Source organism: Pseudomonas sp. SMV7, assembly GCF_052041995.1.
GTDB lineage: Bacteria > Pseudomonadota > Gammaproteobacteria > Pseudomonadales > Pseudomonadaceae > Aquipseudomonas.
In genome coordinates this window covers 110,858-133,876 of the sequence record NZ_JBKGGT010000012.1, presented here as the reverse complement: position 1 = coordinate 133,876, position 23,019 = coordinate 110,858, and the positions used below count along the sequence as shown (strand labels likewise).

General features: G+C 62.2%; 20 protein-coding genes and 1 tRNA gene. 15 read left to right on the top strand and 6 right to left on the bottom strand.

Annotated features, from left to right (window positions below; all coding sequences use genetic code 11):
• Window positions 1–28: 28 nt before the first annotated feature.
• The 11 genes from ACLEJP_RS16300 (at window position 29) to ACLEJP_RS16250 (ending at window position 12,805) form a co-directional block, all read left to right on the top strand.
• Complete coding sequence (locus ACLEJP_RS16300) at window positions 29–1,279, top strand: cation:proton antiporter (RefSeq protein ID WP_440808040.1); 1,251 nt, start codon at window positions 29–31, stop codon at window positions 1,277–1,279.
• A 66-nt stretch (window positions 1,280–1,345) separates the two neighbouring features.
• The gene (locus ACLEJP_RS16295; RefSeq protein ID WP_440808038.1) at window positions 1,346–2,215 is read left to right on the top strand and encodes an EamA family transporter; all 870 of its coding nucleotides are present in this window, start codon (window positions 1,346–1,348) and stop codon (window positions 2,213–2,215) included.
• Window positions 2,216–2,315: 100 nt separating this feature from the next.
• Complete coding sequence (locus tag ACLEJP_RS16290) at window positions 2,316–3,251, top strand: LysR family transcriptional regulator (protein WP_440808035.1); 936 nt, start codon at window positions 2,316–2,318, stop codon at window positions 3,249–3,251.
• Window positions 3,252–3,275: 24 nt separating this feature from the next.
• Window positions 3,276–3,452: a rubredoxin gene (locus tag ACLEJP_RS16285; RefSeq protein ID WP_440808033.1), complete on the top strand. Its 177-nt coding sequence runs from the start codon at window positions 3,276–3,278 to the stop codon at window positions 3,450–3,452.
• Window positions 3,453–3,616: 164 nt separating this feature from the next.
• Window positions 3,617–6,685, top strand: coding sequence for a formate dehydrogenase-N subunit alpha (gene fdnG, locus ACLEJP_RS16280; RefSeq protein ID WP_440808030.1), 3,069 nt, complete (start codon window positions 3,617–3,619; stop codon window positions 6,683–6,685).
• Window positions 6,685–7,635: a formate dehydrogenase subunit beta gene (gene fdxH, locus ACLEJP_RS16275; protein WP_225780177.1), complete on the top strand. Its 951-nt coding sequence runs from the start codon at window positions 6,685–6,687 to the stop codon at window positions 7,633–7,635. Before fdnG ends, fdxH begins: the two co-directional genes overlap by 1 nt.
• Window positions 7,632–8,288, top strand: a complete 657-nt coding sequence (locus tag ACLEJP_RS16270) for a formate dehydrogenase subunit gamma (protein ID WP_440808027.1) — start codon at window positions 7,632–7,634, stop codon at window positions 8,286–8,288. The genes fdxH and ACLEJP_RS16270 overlap by 4 nt, the downstream gene beginning before the upstream one ends.
• Before the next feature lie 4 nt (window positions 8,289–8,292).
• Entirely contained in the window at window positions 8,293–9,213 is a 921-nt protein-coding gene (gene fdhE, locus ACLEJP_RS16265; RefSeq protein WP_440808024.1) for a formate dehydrogenase accessory protein FdhE, read from the top strand.
• A 143-nt stretch (window positions 9,214–9,356) separates the two neighbouring features.
• On the top strand, window positions 9,357–10,784 hold the full coding sequence (selA, locus tag ACLEJP_RS16260) for an L-seryl-tRNA(Sec) selenium transferase (RefSeq protein WP_440808021.1): 1,428 nt from the start codon (window positions 9,357–9,359) through the stop codon (window positions 10,782–10,784).
• The gene (selB, locus tag ACLEJP_RS16255; RefSeq protein WP_440808018.1) at window positions 10,781–12,703 is read left to right on the top strand and encodes a selenocysteine-specific translation elongation factor; all 1,923 of its coding nucleotides are present in this window, start codon (window positions 10,781–10,783) and stop codon (window positions 12,701–12,703) included. Before selA ends, selB begins: the two co-directional genes overlap by 4 nt.
• Before the next feature lie 6 nt (window positions 12,704–12,709).
• Window positions 12,710–12,805, top strand: a tRNA-Sec gene (locus ACLEJP_RS16250).
• Window positions 12,806–12,990: 185 nt separating this feature from the next.
• On the opposite strand, the gene ACLEJP_RS16245 is transcribed toward ACLEJP_RS16250, so the two are convergent.
• Window positions 12,991–13,977 carry an asparaginase gene (locus tag ACLEJP_RS16245; protein ID WP_440808016.1) on the bottom strand — a complete coding sequence of 329 codons (987 nt, stop codon included), beginning with the start codon at window positions 13,975–13,977 and terminating at the stop codon, window positions 12,991–12,993.
• Window positions 13,978–14,049: 72 nt separating this feature from the next.
• The gene (locus tag ACLEJP_RS16240; RefSeq protein WP_440808014.1) at window positions 14,050–15,492 is read right to left on the bottom strand and encodes an alanine/glycine:cation symporter family protein; all 1,443 of its coding nucleotides are present in this window, start codon (window positions 15,490–15,492) and stop codon (window positions 14,050–14,052) included.
• A gap of 179 nt (window positions 15,493–15,671) precedes the next feature.
• On the opposite strand from ACLEJP_RS16240, the gene ACLEJP_RS16235 reads away from it, so the two are divergent.
• Window positions 15,672–16,481 carry a helix-turn-helix domain-containing protein gene (locus ACLEJP_RS16235; protein ID WP_440808012.1) on the top strand — a complete coding sequence of 270 codons (810 nt, stop codon included), beginning with the start codon at window positions 15,672–15,674 and terminating at the stop codon, window positions 16,479–16,481.
• Window positions 16,482–16,512: 31 nt separating this feature from the next.
• Here the strand turns inward: ACLEJP_RS16235 and ACLEJP_RS16230 are convergent, their stop codons facing one another.
• Together ACLEJP_RS16230 and ACLEJP_RS16225 are read right to left on the bottom strand one after the other, a co-directional pair.
• A complete protein-coding gene (locus ACLEJP_RS16230; RefSeq protein WP_440808010.1) occupies window positions 16,513–17,298 on the bottom strand; it encodes a TSUP family transporter in 786 nt (261 codons plus the stop codon).
• A gap of 16 nt (window positions 17,299–17,314) precedes the next feature.
• Window positions 17,315–18,376 (bottom strand): TauD/TfdA family dioxygenase, encoded by a 1,062-nt coding sequence (locus tag ACLEJP_RS16225; protein ID WP_440808007.1) that lies wholly within the window; start codon window positions 18,374–18,376, stop codon window positions 17,315–17,317.
• A gap of 236 nt (window positions 18,377–18,612) precedes the next feature.
• On the opposite strand from ACLEJP_RS16225, the gene ACLEJP_RS16220 reads away from it, so the two are divergent.
• Entirely contained in the window at window positions 18,613–19,497 is an 885-nt protein-coding gene (locus ACLEJP_RS16220) for a sugar nucleotide-binding protein (protein ID WP_440808005.1), read from the top strand.
• Window positions 19,490–20,422 carry an NAD-dependent epimerase/dehydratase family protein gene (locus ACLEJP_RS16215; protein ID WP_440808002.1) on the top strand — a complete coding sequence of 311 codons (933 nt, stop codon included), beginning with the start codon at window positions 19,490–19,492 and terminating at the stop codon, window positions 20,420–20,422. Before ACLEJP_RS16220 ends, ACLEJP_RS16215 begins: the two co-directional genes overlap by 8 nt.
• A 65-nt stretch (window positions 20,423–20,487) precedes the next feature.
• On the opposite strand, the gene ACLEJP_RS16210 is transcribed toward ACLEJP_RS16215, so the two are convergent.
• Complete coding sequence (locus tag ACLEJP_RS16210) at window positions 20,488–20,931, bottom strand: winged helix-turn-helix transcriptional regulator (protein ID WP_440808000.1); 444 nt, start codon at window positions 20,929–20,931, stop codon at window positions 20,488–20,490.
• 103 nt (window positions 20,932–21,034) lie between these two features.
• Between ACLEJP_RS16210 and ACLEJP_RS16205 the strand changes: the two genes are divergently transcribed.
• A complete protein-coding gene (locus ACLEJP_RS16205) occupies window positions 21,035–22,240 on the top strand; it encodes an MFS transporter (protein ID WP_440807998.1) in 1,206 nt (401 codons plus the stop codon).
• On the opposite strand, the gene ACLEJP_RS16200 is transcribed toward ACLEJP_RS16205, so the two are convergent.
• Window positions 22,228–22,911, bottom strand: a complete 684-nt coding sequence (locus ACLEJP_RS16200) for an OmpW/AlkL family protein (protein WP_440807995.1) — start codon at window positions 22,909–22,911, stop codon at window positions 22,228–22,230. The two genes, ACLEJP_RS16205 and ACLEJP_RS16200, sit on opposite strands and share 13 nt — an antisense overlap.
• Between the last annotated feature and the right edge of the window lie 108 nt (window positions 22,912–23,019).

Genomic DNA, 23,019 nt, shown 5'->3' with positions numbered 1-23,019 from the left:
ACGGCGGGTCTTGGGTGAGGGAAAATCCATGTCGAACTGGTTAGTGCTGGTGTGTTTGATCTTGCTTACATGTGCGGTCTGCGGGCGTGTGGCGACGATGTTCGGCCAGAACCGGGTAATCGGGGAAATCGTTGCCGGTATATTGCTGGGCCCCACGTTGCTAGGGGCTTGGTTTCCGCAAGTGTCGGCAGAAGTGCTGACACCCGACTCGATGGAGGTTGTCCGAGCGCTCGGCGAACTGGGGCTTATCTTGCTGATGGTCGAAGTGCCTTGGCATGCCGCAGGTGCCGGTCAGCGGCGGGGAGGGCAGCGTGCCCCGGCCCTGATCGCTAGCCTCGGAATAGTGCTGTCGTTTTCCCTGGGTTGTGTCATCGGCGCCTGGTCGAAGGCATCCATCGCGCCGACGCAGCCATACTGGTCCTACGTGATCTTCTGTGGTGTCGCAATGTCGGTGACTGCACTGCCGGTATTGGTGAGGGTTATCCAGGAACATGGAGGCATCGATGGGCAAGCCGGTCGATTGGCGCTCTCGGCGGCGGTGTACACCGATGTGTTCGCCTGGTTTGCTCTGGCGTTGGTAATGACATTGCAATTCAGTGGAGCAGCCGGCACGTTCGAGAGCGTATTCAGGGTGGGCGGTCTGGCGGCTTATGCCAGCCTGACATTCCTGGTGGTCCGTCCATGGTTGAAAAACCGGGTCGGCGACACTGCGCTAAGTGAGCGTTCCCGTGTCGCGGTTGCCTTGATTTACTGTCTGGCATCAGCGCAGGTTACCGCGATGCTCGGTTTCCACCAGGCCATCGGTGCGGTCATGGCGGCATACGTGTTCCACGACCTGTTCTCGATGGAGCAGGCATGGCGGCGATGGATCGGCAGGTTTGGCCATCTGTTTCTTACCCCGATCTTCTTTGCCTGCTCGGGTATCCAGGTTTCGCTGGGTGCTTTAAACGAGCCTGGTCTCTGGTTGTGGTTGCTGTTTTTTCTGCTGGGTGGAACAGTTGGCAAAGTGCTGGGGTCATATATTGGCGCAAGGGTGTCGGGGCTGGAGCCAATTGTTTCCATCGAAGTTGGCGTGCTGATGAACACGAAAGGACTTGTGGAATTGGTGATACTTGGCGTAGGACTTCAGGAGGGAGTGTTGTCTGAAAGTTCCTACAGTGTTCTTTTGATGCTTGCTCTTGTTTCAACGGCATTAACTAGTCCGTTGATCTCGCTGTTTGGCAAGTGCTCTGGCAAGCGTGCGGTAGGATATAAATCCTCGCCCCATACGGGTGTTTGATTTTTGGCGTGAACCCGATTACTGTCTGAGGCAGTACAGGGTTAACTCATAATAAGGAACACTACTTTGGACGTATTCATGGGGTTGCTGGCAGCGGTGTTTTGGGGGGCGACGGATTTTTTGGTCGGCGTTAATGCGCGAGCGGTTGGGGTAAAGCGGGCGGTATTTTTCGGGCAATTGCTGGGGCTTTTGTTAATGACACTGATTGTTATAATTTCAGCCAGTCAGTGGGAAAAACTCATCTCTGCGCCTTGGCGCGCGATAGGGTCGGGGGTAGTAGCCTCTCTGTGTACCGTGGTGGGGGCATTGGCGCTGTCGAAGGCTTTTGCTATCGGCAAAACTGTAGTTGTGGCGCCCTTAGTCACCTCGTATGGCGTTTTTACCACACTGTTGGCATGGCTGGGCGGTGATGCCCTGTCAGTCTGGCAGGTGGGCGGAATTCTCGTTTGCTTCTTCGGGGTTTTACTGGCCAGTCGCAGTGATCACGGTGGTGACCTCGAGCGCAAGACCACCAGCACGATAGCTGTAGGGTTTGCCTTGCTGGCGGCCATGCTTTACGGCATCAGCTTCTGGATTCAGGGCAAGTTCGCGTTGCCGGCGTTGGGGCCGGTGAACATGTTGGCGCTGGGCTATGCAGTGGGGGTCATGTTTCTAGCTCCAGAGGCCTTCAGGCTGCTGCGGGACTACGCGACAATCAGAATGAAGACCGTTGGCTCACTATGCGGCGCCAGTCTCTTCAACCTGGGCGGGTTCTCTGCGTTTTCCTTGGGTGCGCTCAATGGTTCGATTTCCATCGTCACCGTCATTAGCACACTGTCTGGCGGTATTGCCGCGATCCTCGGGTACTCCTTTTATCGCGAGCGGCTGTCAGTCATTCAGATAGGTGGGGTCAGTCTGGTTTTGTTAGGAGCTGTGCTTCTGCACCTTTATGGGTGACGCTTTTGCAGTAACAAAAACTTTTGCGGTGATTTTTGGGGTGCCTGTACCAAGGGCGTATATATTAGTTGCTGGCCTATAGATATGAGTGATCGTAATAATGGACTATAGAGGCTGTTTTCCAAAAGCTCATGTAGATATGTTGCCTTGCATGGCGGCGTTTGCTGTCGTGGTTGAGACCGGAAGTTTTGTGGATGCGTCGGCCCGGTTGGGCTTGACCGCATCGGCAGTCAGCAAGCAGGTATCAAAACTTGAAAATGCGTTATCGATTCGATTGCTCGAGCGCAGCACTCGGCAGCTGAGAGTCAATGCCGAGGGAGCTCAGATATACTCGCACTGTAAAGAACTGCTTGAGTCGTCGGCAAATGTGTTCAAACTCAAGGAGCGCTTTCTCGAAAGCCCGCAAGGTCTCATCCGCATTGCGGTGCCCCGTTCATTGTATGGTATATGCCATCAGCTTATTCCGGAATTTCTCGAACGCTATCCGGATGTCAATGTGCAACTCATTTCGAATGAAGGTAGTCTGGATTTCATCGCTGAAAGCATCGACATCGGGATCAAGATTACCGATGCTCCGCCGTTAGGGTTGGTAGCGCGCAGGTTGTTCCCTGTCGACTTTATAGTCTGTGCAGCGGAAAGCTACCTGGAAAAGTATGGGCGTCCCGTACATCCTTCAGCGTTAGCGGATCACAGTTGCATACCTTTTTCCGATATCAGCGAGAGCCAGACTTGGGAGTTTTTATCGGCACAGGGTGCTTGTGACGTTAGTTTCTCAGGTCGTTACGTTTCAGACAGTGCCGAAGCTGTATTGAATGCCACTCTCTCGGGACTAGGTATTTCTTGTTTGCCTGTCAAGCTGGCTGGCGAAGCGATTGCCGCCAATGACCTGGTGGAAGTGCTGCCTGAATGGAAGTACGTGGGGGCGTTGCAGGGGATGGCGTGGATCCTCCATCAGCCTGGGCGGCATGTGTCACAGAAGGTCAAGGTGATGGTCGACTATCTGGTCGGTGCATTACGCCGGATAGGGCAAGCCTGAGGTGCCATGGGCAAGGAGATAGGGATGACGACACAGGTCCCCGAGCACTATTGTGAAACCTGCTGGTATGTATACGACCCGGCACGGGGTGACCCGGAACATGGCATCGAGCCGGGTACGGCATTCGAAGATATTCCGCAGCAATGGCGCTGCCCCGACTGCGGCTTGGGCAAGGAGGCTTTCGTTCCCAAGAAGCGGTGAGCGATTGGTAGTCAAACCCGCTGCCCATCCCCTGACCCAGGTCATCACACCTTCCCGATTCTTGGCTAGTCTTACCTGTTGGCAGCCATCAATTGGCCGCCACCGTGACTACCAAGAGGCGCCGGCCATGTTCCGTGCGTCCACCACCTGATCAGGAGTGCACGATGGACCTGAACCGTCGGCAATTCTTCAAGGTCGCCGCCGTCGGCCTTGGAGGCTCGAGCCTTGCGGCGTTGGGCATGGCCCCGACACCGGCATTCGCCGAGCAGGTGCGTCACTTCAAGCTGGCGCATACCAAAGAAACCCGTAACACCTGCCCCTACTGCTCGGTCGGCTGCGGCCTGATCATGTACAGCCAGGGCGATGCGGGCAAGAACGTCAAACAGAACATCATCCATATCGAAGGTGACGCCGACCACCCGGTCAACCGCGGCACCCTGTGCCCAAAAGGCGCCGGCCTGCTGGATTTCATCCACAGCCCGAGCCGCCTGCAATACCCCGAGGTACGCAAGCCGGGCAGCAAGGAGTGGGTGCGGGTCAGCTGGGACGAGGCGCTCGACCGCGTCGCCGAGCTGATGAAGCAGGACCGCGACGCCAACTTCATCGAGAAGAACGCCCAGGGGCAAACGGTAAACCGCTGGCTCACCACCGGTTTTCTCGCTGCTTCCGCCGCCTCCAGCGAGGCCGGCTACCTGACCCACAAGGTCATCCGCGCAACAGGCATGCTGGGGTTCGATAACCAGGCTCGTGTCTGACATGGCCCGACGGTGGCAAGTCTTGCCCCGACGTACGGCCGTGGCGCCATGACCAACCACTGGTCCGATATCGCCAACGCGAATCTGGTCCTGGTGATGGGTGGCAACGCAGCAGAAGCGCATCCATGCGGCTTCAAGTGGGTGACCGAGGCCAAGGCGCACAACAAGGCGCGGCTGATCGTGGTCGACCCGCGGTTCACCCGTACCGCTTCGGTGGCGGACTATTACGCGCCGATCCGCACCGGTACCGACATCGCCTTCATGGGCGGGCTGATCAACTACCTGCTGAGCAACGACAAGATCCAGCACGAATACGTGCGCAACTACACCGACGTGTCGTTCATCGTCAAAGAAAGCTATGGCTTCGAGGACGGGCTGTTCAGCGGCTACGACGAAGGCAAGCGCGTGTATGCCGACAAGTCCGGCTGGGGCTACGAGCTGGGTGAGGACGGTTTTGCCAAGGTCGACCCGACCCTGCAGCACCCGCGTTGCGTGTTCCAGCTGATGAAGCAGCACTACAGCCGCTATACCGCGGAACTGGCCAGCATGACCTGTGGCATGCCGCAGGACGCCATGCTGAAGATCTGGGAAGAGATTGCCACCTGCTCGGTACCGGGCAAGACCATGACGATTCTCTACGCGCTCGGCTGGACGCAGCACTCGATCGGCGCGCAGATCATTCGCAGCGCGGCGATGGTCCAGTTGCTGCTGGGCAACGTCGGCATGCCCGGTGGTGGGGTCAACGCCTTGCGCGGGCACTCCAACATCCAGGGCCTGACCGACCTCGGGCTACTGTCCAACTCGCTGCCGGGTTACCTGACCCTGCCCGGCGATGCCGAACAGGACTACGCCGCCTACATCGACAAGCGTGCCTCCAAGCCATTGCGCCCGGGCCAGCTGTCGTACTGGCAGAACTACGGCAAGTTCCACGTCAGCCTGATGAAGGCCTGGTATGGCGCCAACGCCACGGCAGAGAACAACTGGGGCTACGACTGGCTGCCCAAGCTCGACGTGCCGGCTTACGACGTGCTGCGCATGTTCGAAATGATGGGCCAGGGCAAGGTCAACGGCTATCTGTGCCAGGGTTTCAACCCGATTGCTGCGCTGCCGGACAAGAACCGTGTCACCGCCGCCCTGGGCAAGCTCAAATGGCTGGTGATCATGGACCCGCTGGCCACCGAGACTTCGGAGTTCTGGCGCAATGCCGGGCCATTCAACGACGTTGACACGGCCAATATCCAGACCGAAGTGATCCGCCTGCCCACTACCTGCTTCGCCGAGGAGGACGGTTCGCTGGTCAACAGCAGCCGCTGGCTGCAGTGGCACTGGAAGGGCGCCGACGGCCCGGGCGAGACGCGCACCGACGTGCATATCATGAGCGAGCTGTTCCTGCGCCTGCGCCAACGCTACCAGGCCGAGGGCGGCGCCTACCCGGACGCGCTGATGAACATCAGCTGGCCATACAAGATTCCCGAAGAGCCATCCCCGGAGGAACTGGCCAGGGAAATGAACGGCTGGGCAGTGACCGACGTCACCGACCCGACCGGCGCAGTGATCAAGGCCGGCCAGCAACTCGCGGGCTTCGGCCAACTGAAGGACGACGGCAGCACCGCGTCCGGCTGCTGGATCTTCGCCGGCTGCTGGACCGAGCAGGGCAACCAGATGGCTCGCCGCGACAACAGCGACCCGTACGGCATGCACCAGGTGCAGAACTGGGCCTGGGCCTGGCCGGCCAACCGCCGCATCCTCTACAACCGTGCCTCCAGCGACCCGCAAGGCAAGCCGTGGGACGCTGAGAAAAAGCGCCTGGTATGGTGGAACGGCAAGGCCTGGACTGGCACCGACGTGCCCGACTTCAAGGTCGACTCGCCACCCGAGGCGGGGATGAACCCGTTCATCATGAACCCCGAGGGGGTGGCACGCTTCTTCGCCATCGACAAGATGGCCGAAGGGCCGTTCCCCGAGCACTACGAGCCGTTCGAGACGCCGATTGGTATCAACCCGCTGCATCCACAGAACAAGAAGGCCACCAGCAACCCGGCCGGGCGGATCTTCGATTCGGTGTGGGACACCCTCGGCAAGCACGAGGAGTTCCCCTATGCGGCGACCACCTACCGGTTGACCGAGCACTTCCACTTCTGGAGCAAGCACTGCCGGCTCAATGCCATTGCCCAGCCCGAGCAGTTCGTCGAGATCGGCGAGGTGCTGGCCAACGAGAAGGGCATCAAGGCCGGCGACCGGGTACGGGTGTCGAGCAAGCGCGGGCATATCGAGGCGGTGGCGGTGGTGACCAAGCGGATTCGTCCGCTCAAGGTCAACAACCAGACCGTGCACCAGATCGGCATCCCGCTGCACTGGGGCTTCACCGGGACCACGCGGCACGGCTACCTGACCAACACCCTGGTGCCGTTCCTCGGTGACGGCAACACGCAGACGCCGGAGTCCAAGTCGTTCCTCGTCAAAGTGGAGAAACTCTGATGGCCAGCCAAGACATCATCGCCCGCTCGGCCACCACCACCGTACCGCCTTCGGTACGCCAGCAGCAGGAAGTCGCCAAGCTGATCGACACCACCAAGTGCATCGGCTGCAAGGCCTGCCAGGTGGCGTGTTCGGAGTGGAACGAACTGCGTGACGAGGTCGGCCACAACCACGGCACCTACGACAACCCCCAGGACCTCACCGCCGAGACCTGGACCCTGATGCGCTTCACCGAGCACGAGCGCGACGACGGCAACCTGGAGTGGCTGATCCGCAAGGACGGCTGCATGCATTGCGCCGAGCCGGGTTGCCTGAAGGCCTGCCCGAGCCCCGGCGCAATCATCAAGCACGCCAACGGCATCGTCGATTTCAACCAGGACCATTGCATCGGCTGCGGCTACTGCATCACCGGCTGCCCGTTCAACATCCCGCGGATCTCGCAAAAGGACCACAAGGCGTACAAGTGCACCCTGTGTTCCGACCGGGTGACCGTGGGCCTGGAGCCGGCCTGTGTGAAAACCTGCCCGACCGGGGCGATCGTGTTCGGCAGCAAGGACGAGATGAAGGTGCATGCCGCCGAGCGCATCGTCGACCTCAAGTCACGGGGCTACGACAAGGCCGGGTTGTACGACCCGGACGGCGTCGGCGGTACCCATGTGATGTACGTGCTGCACCATGCCGACACGCCGAAGCTGTACGCCGGCCTGCCGGACCAGCCGGTGATCAGCCCGCTGGTAGGGCTGTGGAAGGGCATTACCAAGCCGCTGGCGCTGCTGGCCATGGGCGCGGCAGTGCTGGCCGGGTTCTTCCACTATGTGCGGGTCGGGCCGCAGCGCGTGGCGGAGGACGAGCACCCGGTACCGCCGGACGAGAGCGTGCATCAGGTGGACCCCTCGGTGCATGTCTATGACCCGACCAGGCCCGCTGGGCAGGAGGAGCAGCGACCATGAACGACAACAAACCCATCCTGCGCTACAACGCCAACGAGCGCAGCAACCACTGGGTCGTCGCGATCCTGTTCGTCCTCGCCGGGCTGTCGGGGCTGGCGCTGTTCCATCCGGCGCTGTTCTGGCTCAGCCATTTGTTCGGCGGCGGGCCGTGGACGCGTATCCTGCACCCGTTCCTGGGCGTGGCCATGTTCGTGTTCTTCCTTGGCCTGGTGCTACGGTTCTGGCGCGCGAACTTCATCACCGCCAACGATCGCCTGTGGCTGCGTCGGATCGATCGGGTGATGTTGAACAGCGAGGAGGGGGTACCGCCGATCGGCAAGTACAACGCGGGCCAGAAACTGCTGTTCTGGACCTTGCTGGTGTGCATGTTGATCCTGTTGCTCAGCGGCGTGGTGATCTGGCGTGCCTGGTTCAGCCAGTACTTCGACATAGGCGCCATTCGCCTGGCCACCTTGCTCCATGCCCTGGCGGCGTTCGTGCTGATCCTCAGCATCATCGTGCACATCTACGCCGGCATCTGGATCAAGGGCTCGATCGGCGCCATGCTGCATGGCTGGGTCAGCCGCGCCTGGGCGCGCAAGCACCATGAGTTGTGGTACCGCGAAGTGACCGGCGACAAGACCCCGGGCAGTCATGGACGGAAAGAAGGATGAGCGCTTGAGCACGATACTCGAACCCGGGCAGATCGAAGCATCGGCGGTGATGCCGCCGTTTCTGCACCTGCCCCCCGCCAACCTGTTCGAGCTGCGCGCCGCGCGCCTGGAGCAGTTGGCCGAGGGCAATGCCCTTGGCGAATACCTGAAGCTGGTGGCCCGCTTGTGCCGTGTCCAGCAGCAGCTTGTGGATAACCAGCCTGCTTGCATGCCGGTGGCCGAGGCGCGTCAGCGCCTGTGCATAAGTCACGGCCTGCCGCCGCTGGCGGCGGACAGCCTGGTGCGTGAAGGGCCATGGCTGGTCTGGTTGACGGCCTTGCTTGAGCACTTCGCTGTGCAGACCAGCGGTCCGTTGGGTGAGGCGCTGCAAGCCCTGCGTGGCAGTGATGACCACCAGCGCAAGGGCTGGGGCATAGCCTTGCTCGCCGGCCAGTACCACGCAGTGCCCGCGGCGCTGGTGCCGTTCATTGGCGCGGCCTTGCAGGCGGCCTGGACCAGCTGGTTGTTGGCGCTGCCCACGCCAGAGCTCAAGCCTGCCGACAGCCTGGCCCAGTGCCCGGCCTGCGGTTCGCCGGCGATGGCAGGGGTGGTGCGCAACCGCGGCAAGCACAATGGCCTGCGCTACCTGGCCTGTTCGCTGTGTGCCTGCGAATGGCATGTGGTGCGGGTCAAGTGTGTGTACTGCGAGTCGAGCAAGGACCTGCGCTACACCAGCCTCGACGATGACCGCCATGCACCGGGCAAGGCGCCGCTGCGCGCCGAGTGCTGCCCGGGGTGCGACAGCTACCTGAAGCAGAACTACCTGGAAAACGATGCGGCGGCCGAGCCGCTGGCCGATGACCTGGCCAGCCTGGCACTGGATATTCGCCTGGACGAGGAGGGCTTCCATCGGTTGGCACCGAACCTGATGCTCGCACCCGGGTAGCGGAGAGTGTCTACACTGTAAGACCGAGTCGCCCTTTTTGCGGGCATGCCCGCTCCCACGTGGACCTGCGCAAAACCTTGTGGGAGCGGGCACGCCCGCGAAGAGGCCAGAACAGACAACGGAATAGTCCAAGGTAGTACCGCATGTCCTCCAGCCTAGCCAGCGACACCCCACGCCTGCCCTCCATCGACACCCTTTTGCGCCACCCGGCCTGCCTCCCGCTGATCGACCGCCATGGCCGCGACACGGTCCTTGCCACCCTGCGCCAACTGCTCGACGACCTGCGCGACCCCGCCCGCAACGGCCAGCTCAGCGCCACCGAACTCGCCGCCGAGGTCCTGCTGGGCCGCGCCGGCGAACGCCTGGCCCATCAGCAGCGCAGCCAGGTCCGCCGCGTCTTCAACCTTACTGGCACCGTGCTGCATACCAACCTTGGCCGCGCCCTGCTGCCGGAGGAAGCCATCGAGGCCATGCAGACCGCCGCCCGCTACCCGCTCAACCTCGAATTCGACCTGGCCACCGGCAAGCGCGGTGACCGCGACGACCTGATCGAAGGCCTGATCCGCGAGCTGACCGGCGCCGAAGCCGTCACCGTGGTCAACAACAATGCCGCCGCCGTGCTGCTGGCGCTCAACAGCCTGGGTGCGCGCAAGGAAGGCATCATCTCCCGCGGTGAACTGATCGAAATCGGCGGCGCTTTCCGTATTCCCGACATCATGGCCCGCGCCGGCGTCAAGCTGCATGAGGTCGGCACCACCAACCGCACCCACGCCCGCGATTACGAGGCCGCCATCAATCCGCGCACCGGCTTGCTGATGCGTGTGCATTGCAGCAACTACAGCATCCAGGGCTTCACCACCCAGGTCGCCACCGCCGAGCTGGCGCGCATCGCCCACCAACATGACTTGCCGCTGCTTGAAGACCTGGGCAGCGGCAGTCTGCTCGACCTGACCCGCTGGGGCCTGCCCGCCGAGCCGACCGTGCGCCAGGCCCTCGCCGATGGCGCCGATATCGTCACCTTCAGTGGTGACAAGCTGCTGGGCGGGCCGCAAGCCGGGATCATCGTCGGTCGCAAGGCGCTGATCGCCAGGATCAAGAAGAACCCGCTCAAGCGCGCGCTGCGTGTCGACAAGATCACCCTCGCAGCGCTCGAAGCGGTGCTGGCGCTGTACCGCAACCCCGACCGCCTGGCCGTCCACCTGCCCAGCCTGCGCCTGCTGACCCGCAGCCAGGCCGATATCCACGCCCAGGCCGAGCGCCTGGCCCCTGAGCTGAAGGCCTGCCTCGGTGAGCAATGGCAGGTCAGCGTGGCGCCGGCACTGGGCATGATCGGCAGCGGCAGCCAACCGGTAGCGCGTCTGCCGAGCGCTGCGCTGTGCCTGCGCCCGCAGGTGTCGAAAAAGCTGCGTGGGCGCAGCCTGCATGTGCTGGAGCGGGCCTTGCGCGACCTGCCGGTGCCGGTGCTCGGCCGTATCGACGACGACGCCCTGTGGCTGGACTTGCGCCAGCTGGATGACGAAGCCCAGTGGCTGGCGCAGTTGCCTGCCCTGCAATTGGGGCCGGTGCAGTGATCGTAGGTACCGCCGGCCACATCGACCACGGCAAGACCGCGTTGCTGCAGGCGCTGACCGGCCAGGCCGGGGACCAGCGCCAGGAAGAGCGCGCCCGTGGCATGACCATCGACCTTGGCTACCGTTATGCGGCGCTGTCCGAGGGAGCCGCGCTGACCGGCTTCATCGATGTGCCGGGCCATGAGCGTTTCATTCACAACATGCTGGCCGGCGCCCACGGCATCGACCTGGTGCTGCTGGTGGTGGCCGCCGACGATGGGGTGATGCCGCAAACCCGCGAACACCTGGCCATCATCGAACTGCTGGGCATTTCCCAGGCCCTGGTGGCAATCAGCAAATGCGACCGGGTTGAGCCCGCGCGCCTGGCCGAAGTGCAGGCGCAGGTCGAGGCCTTGTTGTCGTCGGGGCCCTATGCCGGGGCGCCGCAGTTTCCGTTGTCGAGCGTGACCGGCGAAGGCATTGATGCCCTGCGCCAGGCCCTGCTGGCGGCGCAACAGCAGGTACGCCAGCGCAGCACACGCGGGGGTTTCCGCCTGGCCGTCGACCGCGCTTTCGCCGTTACCGGTGCGGGTGTGGTGGTGACCGGCACCGCGCTGGCCGGGCGGGTCAGCGCAGGCGAGACCTTGCTGCTGGGCAAGGCTGGCAAGCCGGTGCGGGTGCGTGGCCTGCATGCGCAGAACCAGGCCGCACTGGTCGCCGAAGCGGGCCAGCGGGTGGCACTGAACATCGCTGCCGAACGCCTGGCGGTAGAGCAACTGCACCGCGGTGACTGGCTGGTACCCGGGTGGCTGCATGCGCCCAGCGTGCGGGTCGATGTCGAGCTGTACCTGTTGCCGGGCGAAACCCGCACCTTCGAACATTTCAGCGCCGTGCACGTACACCTCGGCACCCAGGATGTCACCGCCCGGGTGGCGTTGCTCGAAGGTGAAACCCTGATGGCGGGCCAGCGCATGTTCGCCCAGCTATTGCTCAACGCGCCGCTGCAAGCGGTACATGGCGACCGCCTGGTGCTGCGCGACCAGCGCGCCCAGCGCACCCTGGGCGGTGGCAAGGTGCTCGACCCGTTCGCGCCAAGCCGTCAGCGCCGCAGCGAACAGCGCTTGCGGCAGCTACAGGTGCTACGTGATGCAGAGGACCTGGAGCAGGCTCTGCCGGCACTGCTCGCCAGCGCCCCGGGTGGTATCGACCCGCAGCGCCTGGAGCGGCAGTTCAATCGCCTGCGCGACACCTGGCAGTTGCCGGACAACGCGCGGGTAGTGGCAACCCGGCAGGGCCAACTGCTATTCGCCAACGACCAGTGGCAGGCGCTCAAGGGCCAGGTGCTTGGGCAGTTGGCGCTGTTCCACGAGCAGGAACCCGACCAACTGGGCCCGGATCGTGACCGTCTGCGCCGTTTCGCAGGGTTGCCGCTGGAGCGGCCCGCTTTCGTCAGCCTGGTGGATGAATTGCTCGATGAGGGGGCCATTGCCAGCAGCGGCCCATGGCTGCACCTGCCCGAGCACAAGGTACAGTTGAGCGAAGCCGACAGTGCGTTATGGGCCCGGCTGCAACCCCGGTTGCTTGCAGGGCAATACGATCCGCCCTGGGTCCGGACGCTGGCGAGCGAGGAAAACTGTGCCGAAGCCGATGTGCGCCTGTTGCTGCGCAAGCTGGCCCGCCTGGGCCTGGTGCACCAGGTGGTACGCGACCTGTTCTACCCCGAGGCGACGCTACGGCGCATGGCAGAGCTGCTGCTGGGGCAGGCCGGGGACACGCCGATAGTGCAGGTTGCCGCGTTTCGCGATATGTTGGGCATCGGTCGCAAACGCAGTGTGCAGATTCTGGAATATTTCGACCGCATTGGCCTGACCCGCAGGGTGGCCGACCAGCGTCACATTCGCGCCGACAGCGCCCTGGCCCAGCAGCAGGCCAGGCACTGAGTTCAAGGAAGGCAATCGCGCCCGGTGGCGCGGCCGGGCTTCAAACCCGGTTGGGGACGGCAGCCGTTCCCGGGCAGGTTCGACTCCCGCTGCCTTCCGCCATTTTCCGTTGCCTGTCAGGGCCCTTTAACGGCTAAGCCCGCATCCACAAAGGCTACATAGCCCTGAGACGGTACCGTCCTGCGGGTTGGGGTTACCCACACCCACAAGGGGCTTCACGGCCATTGAGGCTTGTCCAGCCCCCGTAGGAGCGGATTTATCCGCGAAGCGGCAGCGAAGGAAGAACCCTAAGCCCGCTCCCCACACAGATCCAGCGCGAACCACTGTTCGGCTGCATCCACGTCCAACCCTGCGCCCAGCAGCGCCAGCATCTTGCCCAAGGCTGCCTCGCGGGTCATGCCGCCACCGCTGACCAGCCCGGCCCCGCGCAAGCGGTTACCGGCGGCATAGGTATCGAACACCACCGAGCCCTCTGGGCACTGGCTGATCGCCGCCAGCAACACGCCGCGCTGGCGCGCCGCGCTCAGCACATCGAGCAGTGCCTGGTCGTCCGACGGCCCGGTACCGCTGCCATAGCACTCCAGCAGCAACCCTTGCACGCCACTGCTCAGCACGGCTTGCAGATGGCTGGCCTGCAGGCCTGGGAACACCGGCATTACTGCCAGGTTGACCGCCTGGCGCGGGTGCCGGTAGTCCAATTCGGCGGGAAGCGCCGCCGCCCGCTCGCCGTCGCGCTGGCGCGGCAGCGCGGCGAAGGCGTCGAAGGCCTCGCTGCGCAGCTTCGATGCCCGGCAGCCATGCAACAATTGGCCGTGGAAGTACAACTGCACGCCACCCTGCAGGCCATGTTCGAACTGGCGCAGCGCACCGCACAAGTTGTCCCATGCATCGCTGCCGGGCGCACCTGCCGGCAGCATCGAGCCGGTCAGCAGCACCGGCACCGGCAGGCCGAGCAACAGGAACGACAACGCGGCAGCGCTGTAAGCCAGGCTGTCGGTACCGTGCAGTACCAGCACACCGTCATGGCCAGCGTCCACGGCGGCGACGATGGCATCGCGCATTGCCAGCCAGTTGTGCTGTTGCATGTTGGCGCTGTCGAGCAGCGGGTTCATTTCCTGCAGGGCCCAATGCACCTTCGGCGCATCGGCCATCGAAGCGAAATGTTCGCGCATCCGCGCCTCGAAACCACCTGCCGGCGCCAGGCCTTCGGGGGTTTCGAGCATGCCGATGGTACCCCCGGTATAGAGGACGAGGAGATTGTTTACTGCACGCATGGAAAGCATCCGTAGCGATGAGCGGAAAAAGAAAAGCCGCCCGCAGATGGGGCGGCTTGGCAGGCCAGAATATCAGCGCTGGGTTTGCGCTTGGGCAACTGCCTTGTCAGTGGCGGTTTCCACCTGCGGATTGGCAGGCCAGGCGTTGCGGTCCAGGTCGAGGTCGGCGAACTTGGCCGAATCGAACACCGGCTGGTCGACACCTGCCTTGCGCTGCTCGTCGTAGTCGCGCATGACGCGCAGGCCGACCTTGAACAGCAGGGCCAGGGCAATCAGGTTGACGAACGCCAGGCAGGTCATGGTGATGTCGGCGAAGGCGAACACGGTCGACAGGTCCTGCAGCGAACCCCATACCACCAGCGCCAGCACCAGGCCGCGGAACACCATCAGCACCACACGGTTGCGGCTGAGGAACTGCAGGCTGTTCTCGCCCAGGTAGTAGTTGTAGAGGATGCAGGTGAAGACGAACAGCGACAGCGCAACGCTGACGAACACGCGGCCCCAGTCACCGACCACGGCGGCCAGCGAGTTCTGGGTCAGGACGATACCGTCACCTTCGAAGCCCGGGGTGTAGAAGCCCGACAGCAGGATCAGCAGGGCGGTGCAGGTGCAGATCACGAAGGTGTCGAGGAACACGCTGAAAGCCTGGACCACGCCCTGAGCGCCCGGGTGTTTCACGGCGGCTACGGCGGCGACGTTCGGCGCACTGCCCAGGCCTGCTTCGTTGGCGAACACGCCACGTTTCACGCCCATGACGATGGCGCTGCCGAGCAGGCCGCCAAACGCCGGGTCGAGGCCGAAGGCGCTCTTGAAGATGGTTTCCAGCATGGCTGGCACGTGCTCGATCTGGGTACCGATCACGTACAGGGTCACGCCGATGTAGGCCAGGGTCTTGATCGGTACCAGCAGGTCCGACACTGCGGCAATGCGCTTGATGCCGCCGATGAAGGTGATGGCCAGCAGCACGGCGAGGACGATGCCGGTGTGCTTGGGGTCGAAGGCGAAGGCGTTCTGCAGCGAGTGGGTCACGGTGTACGACTGCAGGCCGATGAAGGCGAAGCCGTAGGTGACCAGCAGCAGGATCGAGAACACGATGGCCATGCTCTTCAGCTTCAGACCGTGCTGGATGTAGTAGGCCGGGCCGCCACGGTACAGGCCGTCGCCGTCGGCGCGCTTGTAGACCTGGGCCAGGGTGCATTCGAAGAAGCTGCTGGACATGCCTACCAGTGCGGTAACCCACATCCAGAACACCGCGCCTGGGCCACCCAGGGTCACGGCAATACCGACACCGGCGATGTTACCGGCGCCAACACGGCCGGCCAGGCTCAGCATCAGGGCCTGGAACGAGCTCAGCTGGCCTGCCTGCCCACGCAGCGATTCTTTGAACACACTGAACATGTGAGCGAAGTGGCGGAACTGGACGAACCGGGAACGGATGGTGAAGTAGCTACCCAGCCCCACGATCAGCACGATGAGCAGTTTCCCCGAGAGGAAATCATTGAGTACTTCGAGCATTGGAAAATGACCTCGATTCTTATTGTTCGTGTGGAATGACCAGCGGATGGCAGGCACACCGCTATTCGTTGGCGCGCATGGTTGGCTATGACAAGAGCGGTTACAATTTCGCTGGTTGCTCCAATTTGGTGCGAATTGCTGCTACACTGGCGTCATTCGCGTCACCTGGGTTCCGTGTCATGAGCGATAATTTCGCTACCAACCTCAAGTTTGCCTGCAGTCATTACCGCTCTATCTCCGAAGTTTGCCGCCAGCTCTCGATCAATCGCGCCCAGTTCAACAAGTACCTGAGCGGGCAGAGCCGTCCGACGGCTTTCAACCTCAAGCGCATCAGCGATTTCTTCGGCGTCGAAGAATACGAGCTGAATTTGCCTCCAGAGCAGTTCAGCCAGTTGATCGGAGCCCGCGTACCCGCTCTGGCCGAGCAGGGTGGCGATCCGATCAGCGAGCTGTTCCGCCCATTGCACGACCACGCCGGCAACCTGTCGCGGTATTGCGGCTATTACCTCGAGTATTCCAACTGCCTGTCGGTGCCGGGCACTGTCCTGGTGTCGCTGGTACACCTGTGGGAAGAGCATGGGCGCTTCCTGTTCGAGCGTGAGGAGCGCCAGGAGCGCTCCAGCACCATCGACCACCATGCCGAGGTGCGTTGCCGTTACCTGGGCGCGGCGTTCCAGCTGCAGGACCGGATGTTCCTGGTCGACTACGAGTCGCTGACCTTCAATGAGATGAGCCACACCATCCTCATCCCCAGTTTCAAAAGCCGCATCACCCGCCTCAACGGCCTCAAGGCTGGCGTATCCAGCGGTGACCGGCGCAACCCGGCCTGCACCCGGGTGGTGTGGGAATACCTCGGTGAGCAGATAAATCGCGCCAGCATCTTCCGCCAGGTGAAACTGTACCAGCCGGATGATCCGCGGATAGATGACGATATACGTGAGCGGTTGAGTGAGCGGCCGTTGCGTAACAGCCTGTTCGAGATTGAATAAAGGTGTTAGCTGTATCAGTCTTCAGCGAAGGTCAAATGCTACGTAGCCATTCTCCCAATGGCTGTCCTTCACCAAGCAGCAACCTGATCGCCATCAGACAGCACACGGTGACCAGTAGCGGTTTGACCAGCCGTGGGCCTAGGTAAAGGGCAAAGCGTGCGCCAGCTTGAGCGCCAATGACGGCACAGGTTGCCATTGCCAAAGCCAAGGGCCAGATGATCGTCCCATCGACCGCGAAGACTGTGAGGGCACCCAGGTTGCAAGAGGCATTCAGCAGTTTACTGCTGCAGATCGCCTGCATGAGGTGCTGTCCTAGCAGAAGGGTGAAAGCAACCAGGAAGAATGATCCAGTGCCTGGGCCAAAAATACCGTCGTAGTAGCCAATCGCTGGGACAACGGTCAGTGTGAAGGCTATGAGCGACATTCGTTGCTTGCGATCGCTGTCGCCAGGCTTCGGGCTGAACGCGAAGTAGCTAGCCACCGCAATCAGCAGAACCGGCACAGTAGATTCCAAAAGTGCTCTGTCGAGCATGCTGACCGACAGGGCGCCTGCCACTCCACCGGCAAAAGACAGTACGGCCGCTCGCCAGTCTGTTCGCCAATGGATCATTTGCTTGCGGGCGAACGCCCAGACGGCTGAGACACTGGCGGAAGACGCCTGAAACTTGTTAGTGGCCATCGCCGCCAGCGGATCAACGCCTGCAATGAAGAGTGCCGGTAACGTGAGCAGGCCTCCGCCGCCTGCTATCGCGTCGAAAAAACCGGCGATCAAGGCCACAATTGCGAGTAGAAAAAATGTCGAGATTTCAATCTCCATTCGTATGACTCCAGATTTAGCCACGCACTACCAAAGGATCTTGTTGGATGACCAGCGGCTGGGCGTCAGGCGAATAGCCAAAGAGTCGAACTAACAAACGTCGGTTATCTTTGATCGTTTCGCGGGCATGTAGGGTCTGGCTGTTATTGATTAATATTGCTGAACCGGAGTGCAGCGGAAACGCGTAAGATTTTGCTTCGCTTAACAGCCGAAGCAGTGAGTGAAACGCTTGCCGCGCTGACGGGCTGGCCCCATCTATCGGGGAATGGCGGTAACTGCTGAAGCGTAGAGTGAATCCACTTTTCGGGTCAAACTGCAATATGGGTTTTTCGACTATTTTTTGGCGTTCGTCCTTGATGAAGCAGTCACTACGCGTAAATGAGAATGAATTTGAAGAAAGTGCCAGAGCTTCCTGGCCGTTGAGTTTCGTAACCACATCGCGTACGGGTATCAATGTGGTTGGCTCATGCAAAGGATTCCATCTGGCGGTCAGGATCAACGCGCTTGGAGCTGGGGAATGGGCACCTTCAGACTTGACCGAACAGTTGTAAGGTGGCTCGGTATGTGGTCCCAGCTTGAGGCCTGAATGGGAGCTGAGTTCGACTCTTTGGTTTGTGGGCTCAGCATGAAGCAAATTGGTTCCGCCACCTTTGAAGTTGCCCACAAGCCTTACTTGCCGACTACCATTGTCAATATCGAAAGCGAATGAACGATAGTCTACAAGGCTCAACAAAATCTGGTTTCGTGACGCCAGGTAAAGAGTGAGCGGGTCGCTAATGAGAGTCTCCATTGTGTCCAGGCATTCTGGCGCCGGGTCTGAGGAAAGCGCTTGCATTGCGACGAATTCGACGGCTGAAGCTTTGCCGCAGTAGAAGCTATGAAGCATATCGATCTGCCGTTCATTCATTGAGCCCTTTAAGATTTTTGCATGACGTGAGGAGATGGCTGCGGCGTCTGCGACATCCGGACCACCGGCTGCGGCAGTTTGTCTTGAACCAAAATCGAGTAATCGAGATTGATGTTCCGTAAATTGAAATTTTAAAATGTGAGGTGCTTTATTCAGTTCAATCCCCGCCATTGTTATTTTCCTTGTATGTAGGGTGAATCCAGGCTTGTCGTTGGATCGGGGACATTGAACCAGATATTGTTTACCCGAGATGTAGGGTGCGGCTCTTATAGGGAGTAGGGAATGTCCCGGGAGATGGTGGGAAACGCCTTACGTATGTACTGGAGCCCCCAGGGTTGGACTTCCCGGGCAGGAAACCGCAAAATGACCCCTTTCCCTTGATCAACCTCTCCGGATCTGCTGACTCTATGCGTATGCGCCTAATGCTGTTGGGTGGTGGCAATGCCCTCGGGCAAGCGCTGATTCGTCTTGGGGCCGAGGAGGACATCGCTTTCCTGGCGCCGCGCCCGCCCGAGAACGGCTGGACCCCGGCCAGCCTTACCCAGTTGCTCGATGACCACCGCCCCGACGCCCTGGTCAACCTGGCCTACTACTTCGACTGGTTCCAGGCCGAGACCGTCAGCGAGCAGCGCCTGGCCCTGCAGGAGCGGGCGGTAGAGCGCCTGGCGGAACTGTGCCAGCATCACCAGATCACCCTGGTGCAGCCTTCCAGCTACCGGGTGTTCGATGGTTCGCGGGCCACGGCCTACAGCGAAAAGGACGAACCGGTGCCGCTGGGCCTGCGCGGGCAGGCGTTGTGGCGCATCGAGCAGAGCGTGCGTGCGGCATGCCCGCAACATGTGCTGCTGCGCTTTGGCTGGTTGCTCGACGAAAGCATCGACGGCGCGCTAGGTCGCTTTCTGACCCGCGCCGAGCAACCGCAGGAACTGTTGCTGGCCGATGACCGGCGCGGCAACCCGACCCCGGTCGACGATGCCGCCCGGGTCATCCTGTCGGTGCTCAAGCAGCTGGATTGCAGTGCGCCGCTGTGGGGCACCTATCATTACGCCGGCAACGAGGCGACCACGCCGCTGGCGCTGGGCCAGGCGATCCTCGCCGAGGCCGGCCATTATCGCCAGCTGGCCGTGCAGGCCCCGACGCCGCAGGCGCATGCTGCGCGGCCGGATGCCAGCGAAGAGCCGCAGCATGCGGTACTGGCCTGCAAGAAAATCCTTCATACCTTTGGTATCAAGCCGCGCGCCTGGCGCGCTGGCTTGCCGCCCCTACTGGACCGGTTCTACCGCCATGGCTGACGCCCCCATCCTGATCACCGGCGGTGCCGGCTTCATTGGCTCCCACCTGTGCGATGCGTTGTTGGACAAAGGCTACGCCGTACGTATTCTCGACGACTTCTCCACTGGCCGGCGCGACAATCTGCAGGTTGGCCACCCGCGCCTGCAGCTGATCGAAGGCGATGTCGCCGATGCCGGGCTGGTCACGCAGGCAGCGGCCGGCTGCAGTGCCGTGGTGCACCTGGCCGCGGTGGCCTCGGTGCAGGCCTCGGTCGAGGACCCGGTGCGCACCCACCAGAGCAATTTCATCGGTACCCTGAACGTCTGCGAAGCCATGCGCGTGCACGGCCTGCGCCGAGTGTTGTTCGCCTCCAGCGCGGCGGTGTATGGCAACAATGGCGAAGGCGAATCGATTGCCGAAGACACCCCCAAGGCGCCGCTGACCCCCTATGCCGTGGACAAGCTGGCCAGTGAACAGTACCTGGACTTCTACCGTCGCCAGCATGGCCTGGAGCCGGTGGTGTTCCGTTTCTTCAATATCTTCGGGCCGCGTCAGGACCCGTCCTCGCCTTACTCCGGAGTGATCAGTATCTTCTCCGAGCGCGCGGTGCAGGGCTTGCCGATAACGGTATTTGGCGACGGTGAGCAGACGCGGGACTTTCTCTATGTGGGCGATCTGGTCCAGGTGATGGTGCAGGCGCTGGAGCAGCCGCAGGTCGAGGAGGGAGCGGTGAACATCGGCCTCAACCAGGCCACCTCGCTGAACCAGTTGCTCGCAGCACTGGAAAAGGTGGTGGGCAGTTTACCGGCGATCAGCTACGCGGCGGCGCGTTCGGGTGACATTCGCCATTCGCGGGCGGATAACCAGCGCTTGCTGGCGCGGTTCGATTTCCCGCAGGCAACGCCGATCGCCGAGGGCTTGGCGCGGCTTCTGGGTAAGGGCTGAATACCCCGGGGGGCGCTGTGCGCCCCTTTCGCGACACAAGGCCGCTCCAATAGCAGCCCCGGTCCTCACGGGTGCTGCACTACCTTGCGCTGGCAATCCTCGGCCGCCAGCACTCGCCCATCGCGGCTTCGTACCTGCAGTGTCTCCAGCGCCTGCCCGGTCACACGTTCGACCAGATCCGAACGCGCTTCACCTGCTTCGAACAGAAATCGCTCGCCCCACTGCCTCAAGCCAACTACCACCGGAAACACCGATCGCCCTTTCTCGGTCAGCACGTACTCCTTGTAGGCGCTGCCATCCGATGCCGGTTGCAGCGTCAGTAGCCCGCTCTCCACCAGCGATTTCAGGCGTGAAGCAAGGATGTTCTTCGCCAACCCCAGGTTCTTCTGAAATTCGCTAAAGCGTCGCAGGCCGTCGAAGGCATCACGCAGAATCATCAGCGCCCAGCGGTCGCCCAGCACCTCCAGTGCCCGTGCCACGGGGCACTGCGCGTTGTTTTCATCGAGCATTACAGCAAACCTGTCTTGAGCATCTGGTTGCAGATTAAAACTACATTTGCTAAATATCCAGCATGTGGTTTCAATTCAAAACCAGATTATCGAGGCCTGATCGATGCGCCCTGTGCTGACACGCTGGACAACGCTGCTACTCGCCATTACCAGCGCCATGGCCGTGGCGACCGTGTATTTCGCCCAGCCTTTGCTTGAATCGATGGCTGTCGACCTGCGTGTGGCGCAGCAGCAGATCGGCTGGGTAGTGGGCGCGACGCAGGCGGGCTATGCGCTGGGGTTGCTGCTGATCGTGCCACTGGGGGACCTGATCGACCGCAAGCGCTTGTTGCTTGGGCAGTTACTCTGCTCGGCCTTGGCATTGGTCGGCGTAAGCCTGGCACCTAACTGGCCGCTGCTGTTGGTGACGCTCGCCATTACCGGGCTGATGGCGGTCATGGTGCAGGTAATGGTGGCGCATGTGGCGAGTCTTGCTGCACCCGGCCAGCAAGGGCGGGCGGTGGGCACGGTCACCAGTGGGGTGGTGCTGGGCATTCTGCTGGCGCGGCTGGTCTCGGGCGGGCTTGCCGACCTGGCCGGTTGGCGCAGCGTATATCTGGTAGCCGCCGGGCTGCTGGTGCTGCTGGCGCTGGTGCTGTGGCGGCGCATGCCGGCGGGGCAGCCGGTGGCGTTGCGGCCTGGCTACCGGGCGCTGATCGTGGCCCAGTTCAGCTTGTATCGGCATGACCGCCTGCTACGCCAGCGCGGGTTGTTCGGCGTGTTGATCTTCGCCGCGTTCAGCGTGCTGTGGAGCGCCATGGTGATGCCCCTGAGTGCCGCGCCCTTGGCATTGAGCCATAGCGAGATCGGCCTGTTCGGCATCGCCGGTGTGGCGGGCGCGTTGGCAGCGGGGCGCGCCGGTCGCCTGGCCGACCAGGGGCAGGGCGAACGCACCACCGGGTTGGCGCTGGCCCTGCTCACGCTGTCATGGCTGCCAACGGCCTTCGTCGGGCATTCTTTACCGGTGTTCGTGTTGGGTGTGCTGATGCTGGATCTTGCCGTGCAGGCAGTCCATGTCACCAACCAGAGCCTGCTGCTGGCCGGGCGCAGCGCCATGGCCAGCCGTTTGGTCGGCGCCTACATGGGGTGCTATTCGCTGGGCAGTGGTTTGGGGGCGGTACTGGCGAGCTGGGTGTTTGCCCACTGGGGCTGGGCTGCGGTGTGTGGCCTGGGCATGGCCATCAGCGCGGTTGCGCTGGGGTATTGGCTGTGGCTACAACGGGCGAGGGCGGCCGAGGCCGCCCTGCAATGTTCAGGTCAGAACTTGTAGCCAAGGCCGACCATATATACCCACGGGTCGACTTCGACGTTGACCTTGGTCTTGCTGTAGCCCAGTGCCGACGGGCCGTCGACGCTGGCTTTGGTGTCGATGTCGACGTACCAGACCGCGGCGTTGACCAGCAGGTTGTCGGTGAGCATGTAGTCCATGCCCAACTGGCCGGCGATACCGACCGAGTCCTGCAGCTTGAGGTTGCTGAAGCCCTGCTGCTTGCGGGCGCTGCTGAGGTCTTCATCGAAGAACAGGGTGTAGTTGATGCCCACGCCGGCGTACGGCTGGAATCTGGAGCTTGGCTCCATCGGGTAGTACTGCAGCGACAGGGTCGGTGGCAGCTGCTTGATGTCCGCCAGCTTGCCATCCAGGCCGCCGCCCAGGCCCTTGACCCCGACGGTGTGCTTGAACGGGGTGGCCGCCAGCAGCTCCAGGCCGACGTGGTCGGTGAGCATGTAGGCGAAGGTCAGGCCCAGCTGGGTGTCGCTGTCCAGGGTTGCCTTGGTGCCGGAAACCTTGTTGCCATCGAACTTGAGGTCGCCGCTGCTTTCATTGGGAGCGGTGGTGATGGCGCCGGCGCGCAGGATCATATCGCCTGCCTGATAAGCGTTGGCGGCAGGTGCGGCGAGCGCAAGGGCCACGAGTGAGGCGCCGAGCAAGGTCTTGTTCATGGAAGCTCCCAAAGGACGTGAGTAATCGAGTAGTCCAATGGTACGGATGCGTTTAAACAGAAAGTTTGACCCAGCTCAAAGAAGCGTCGCCACCAATTCGAAACAGTT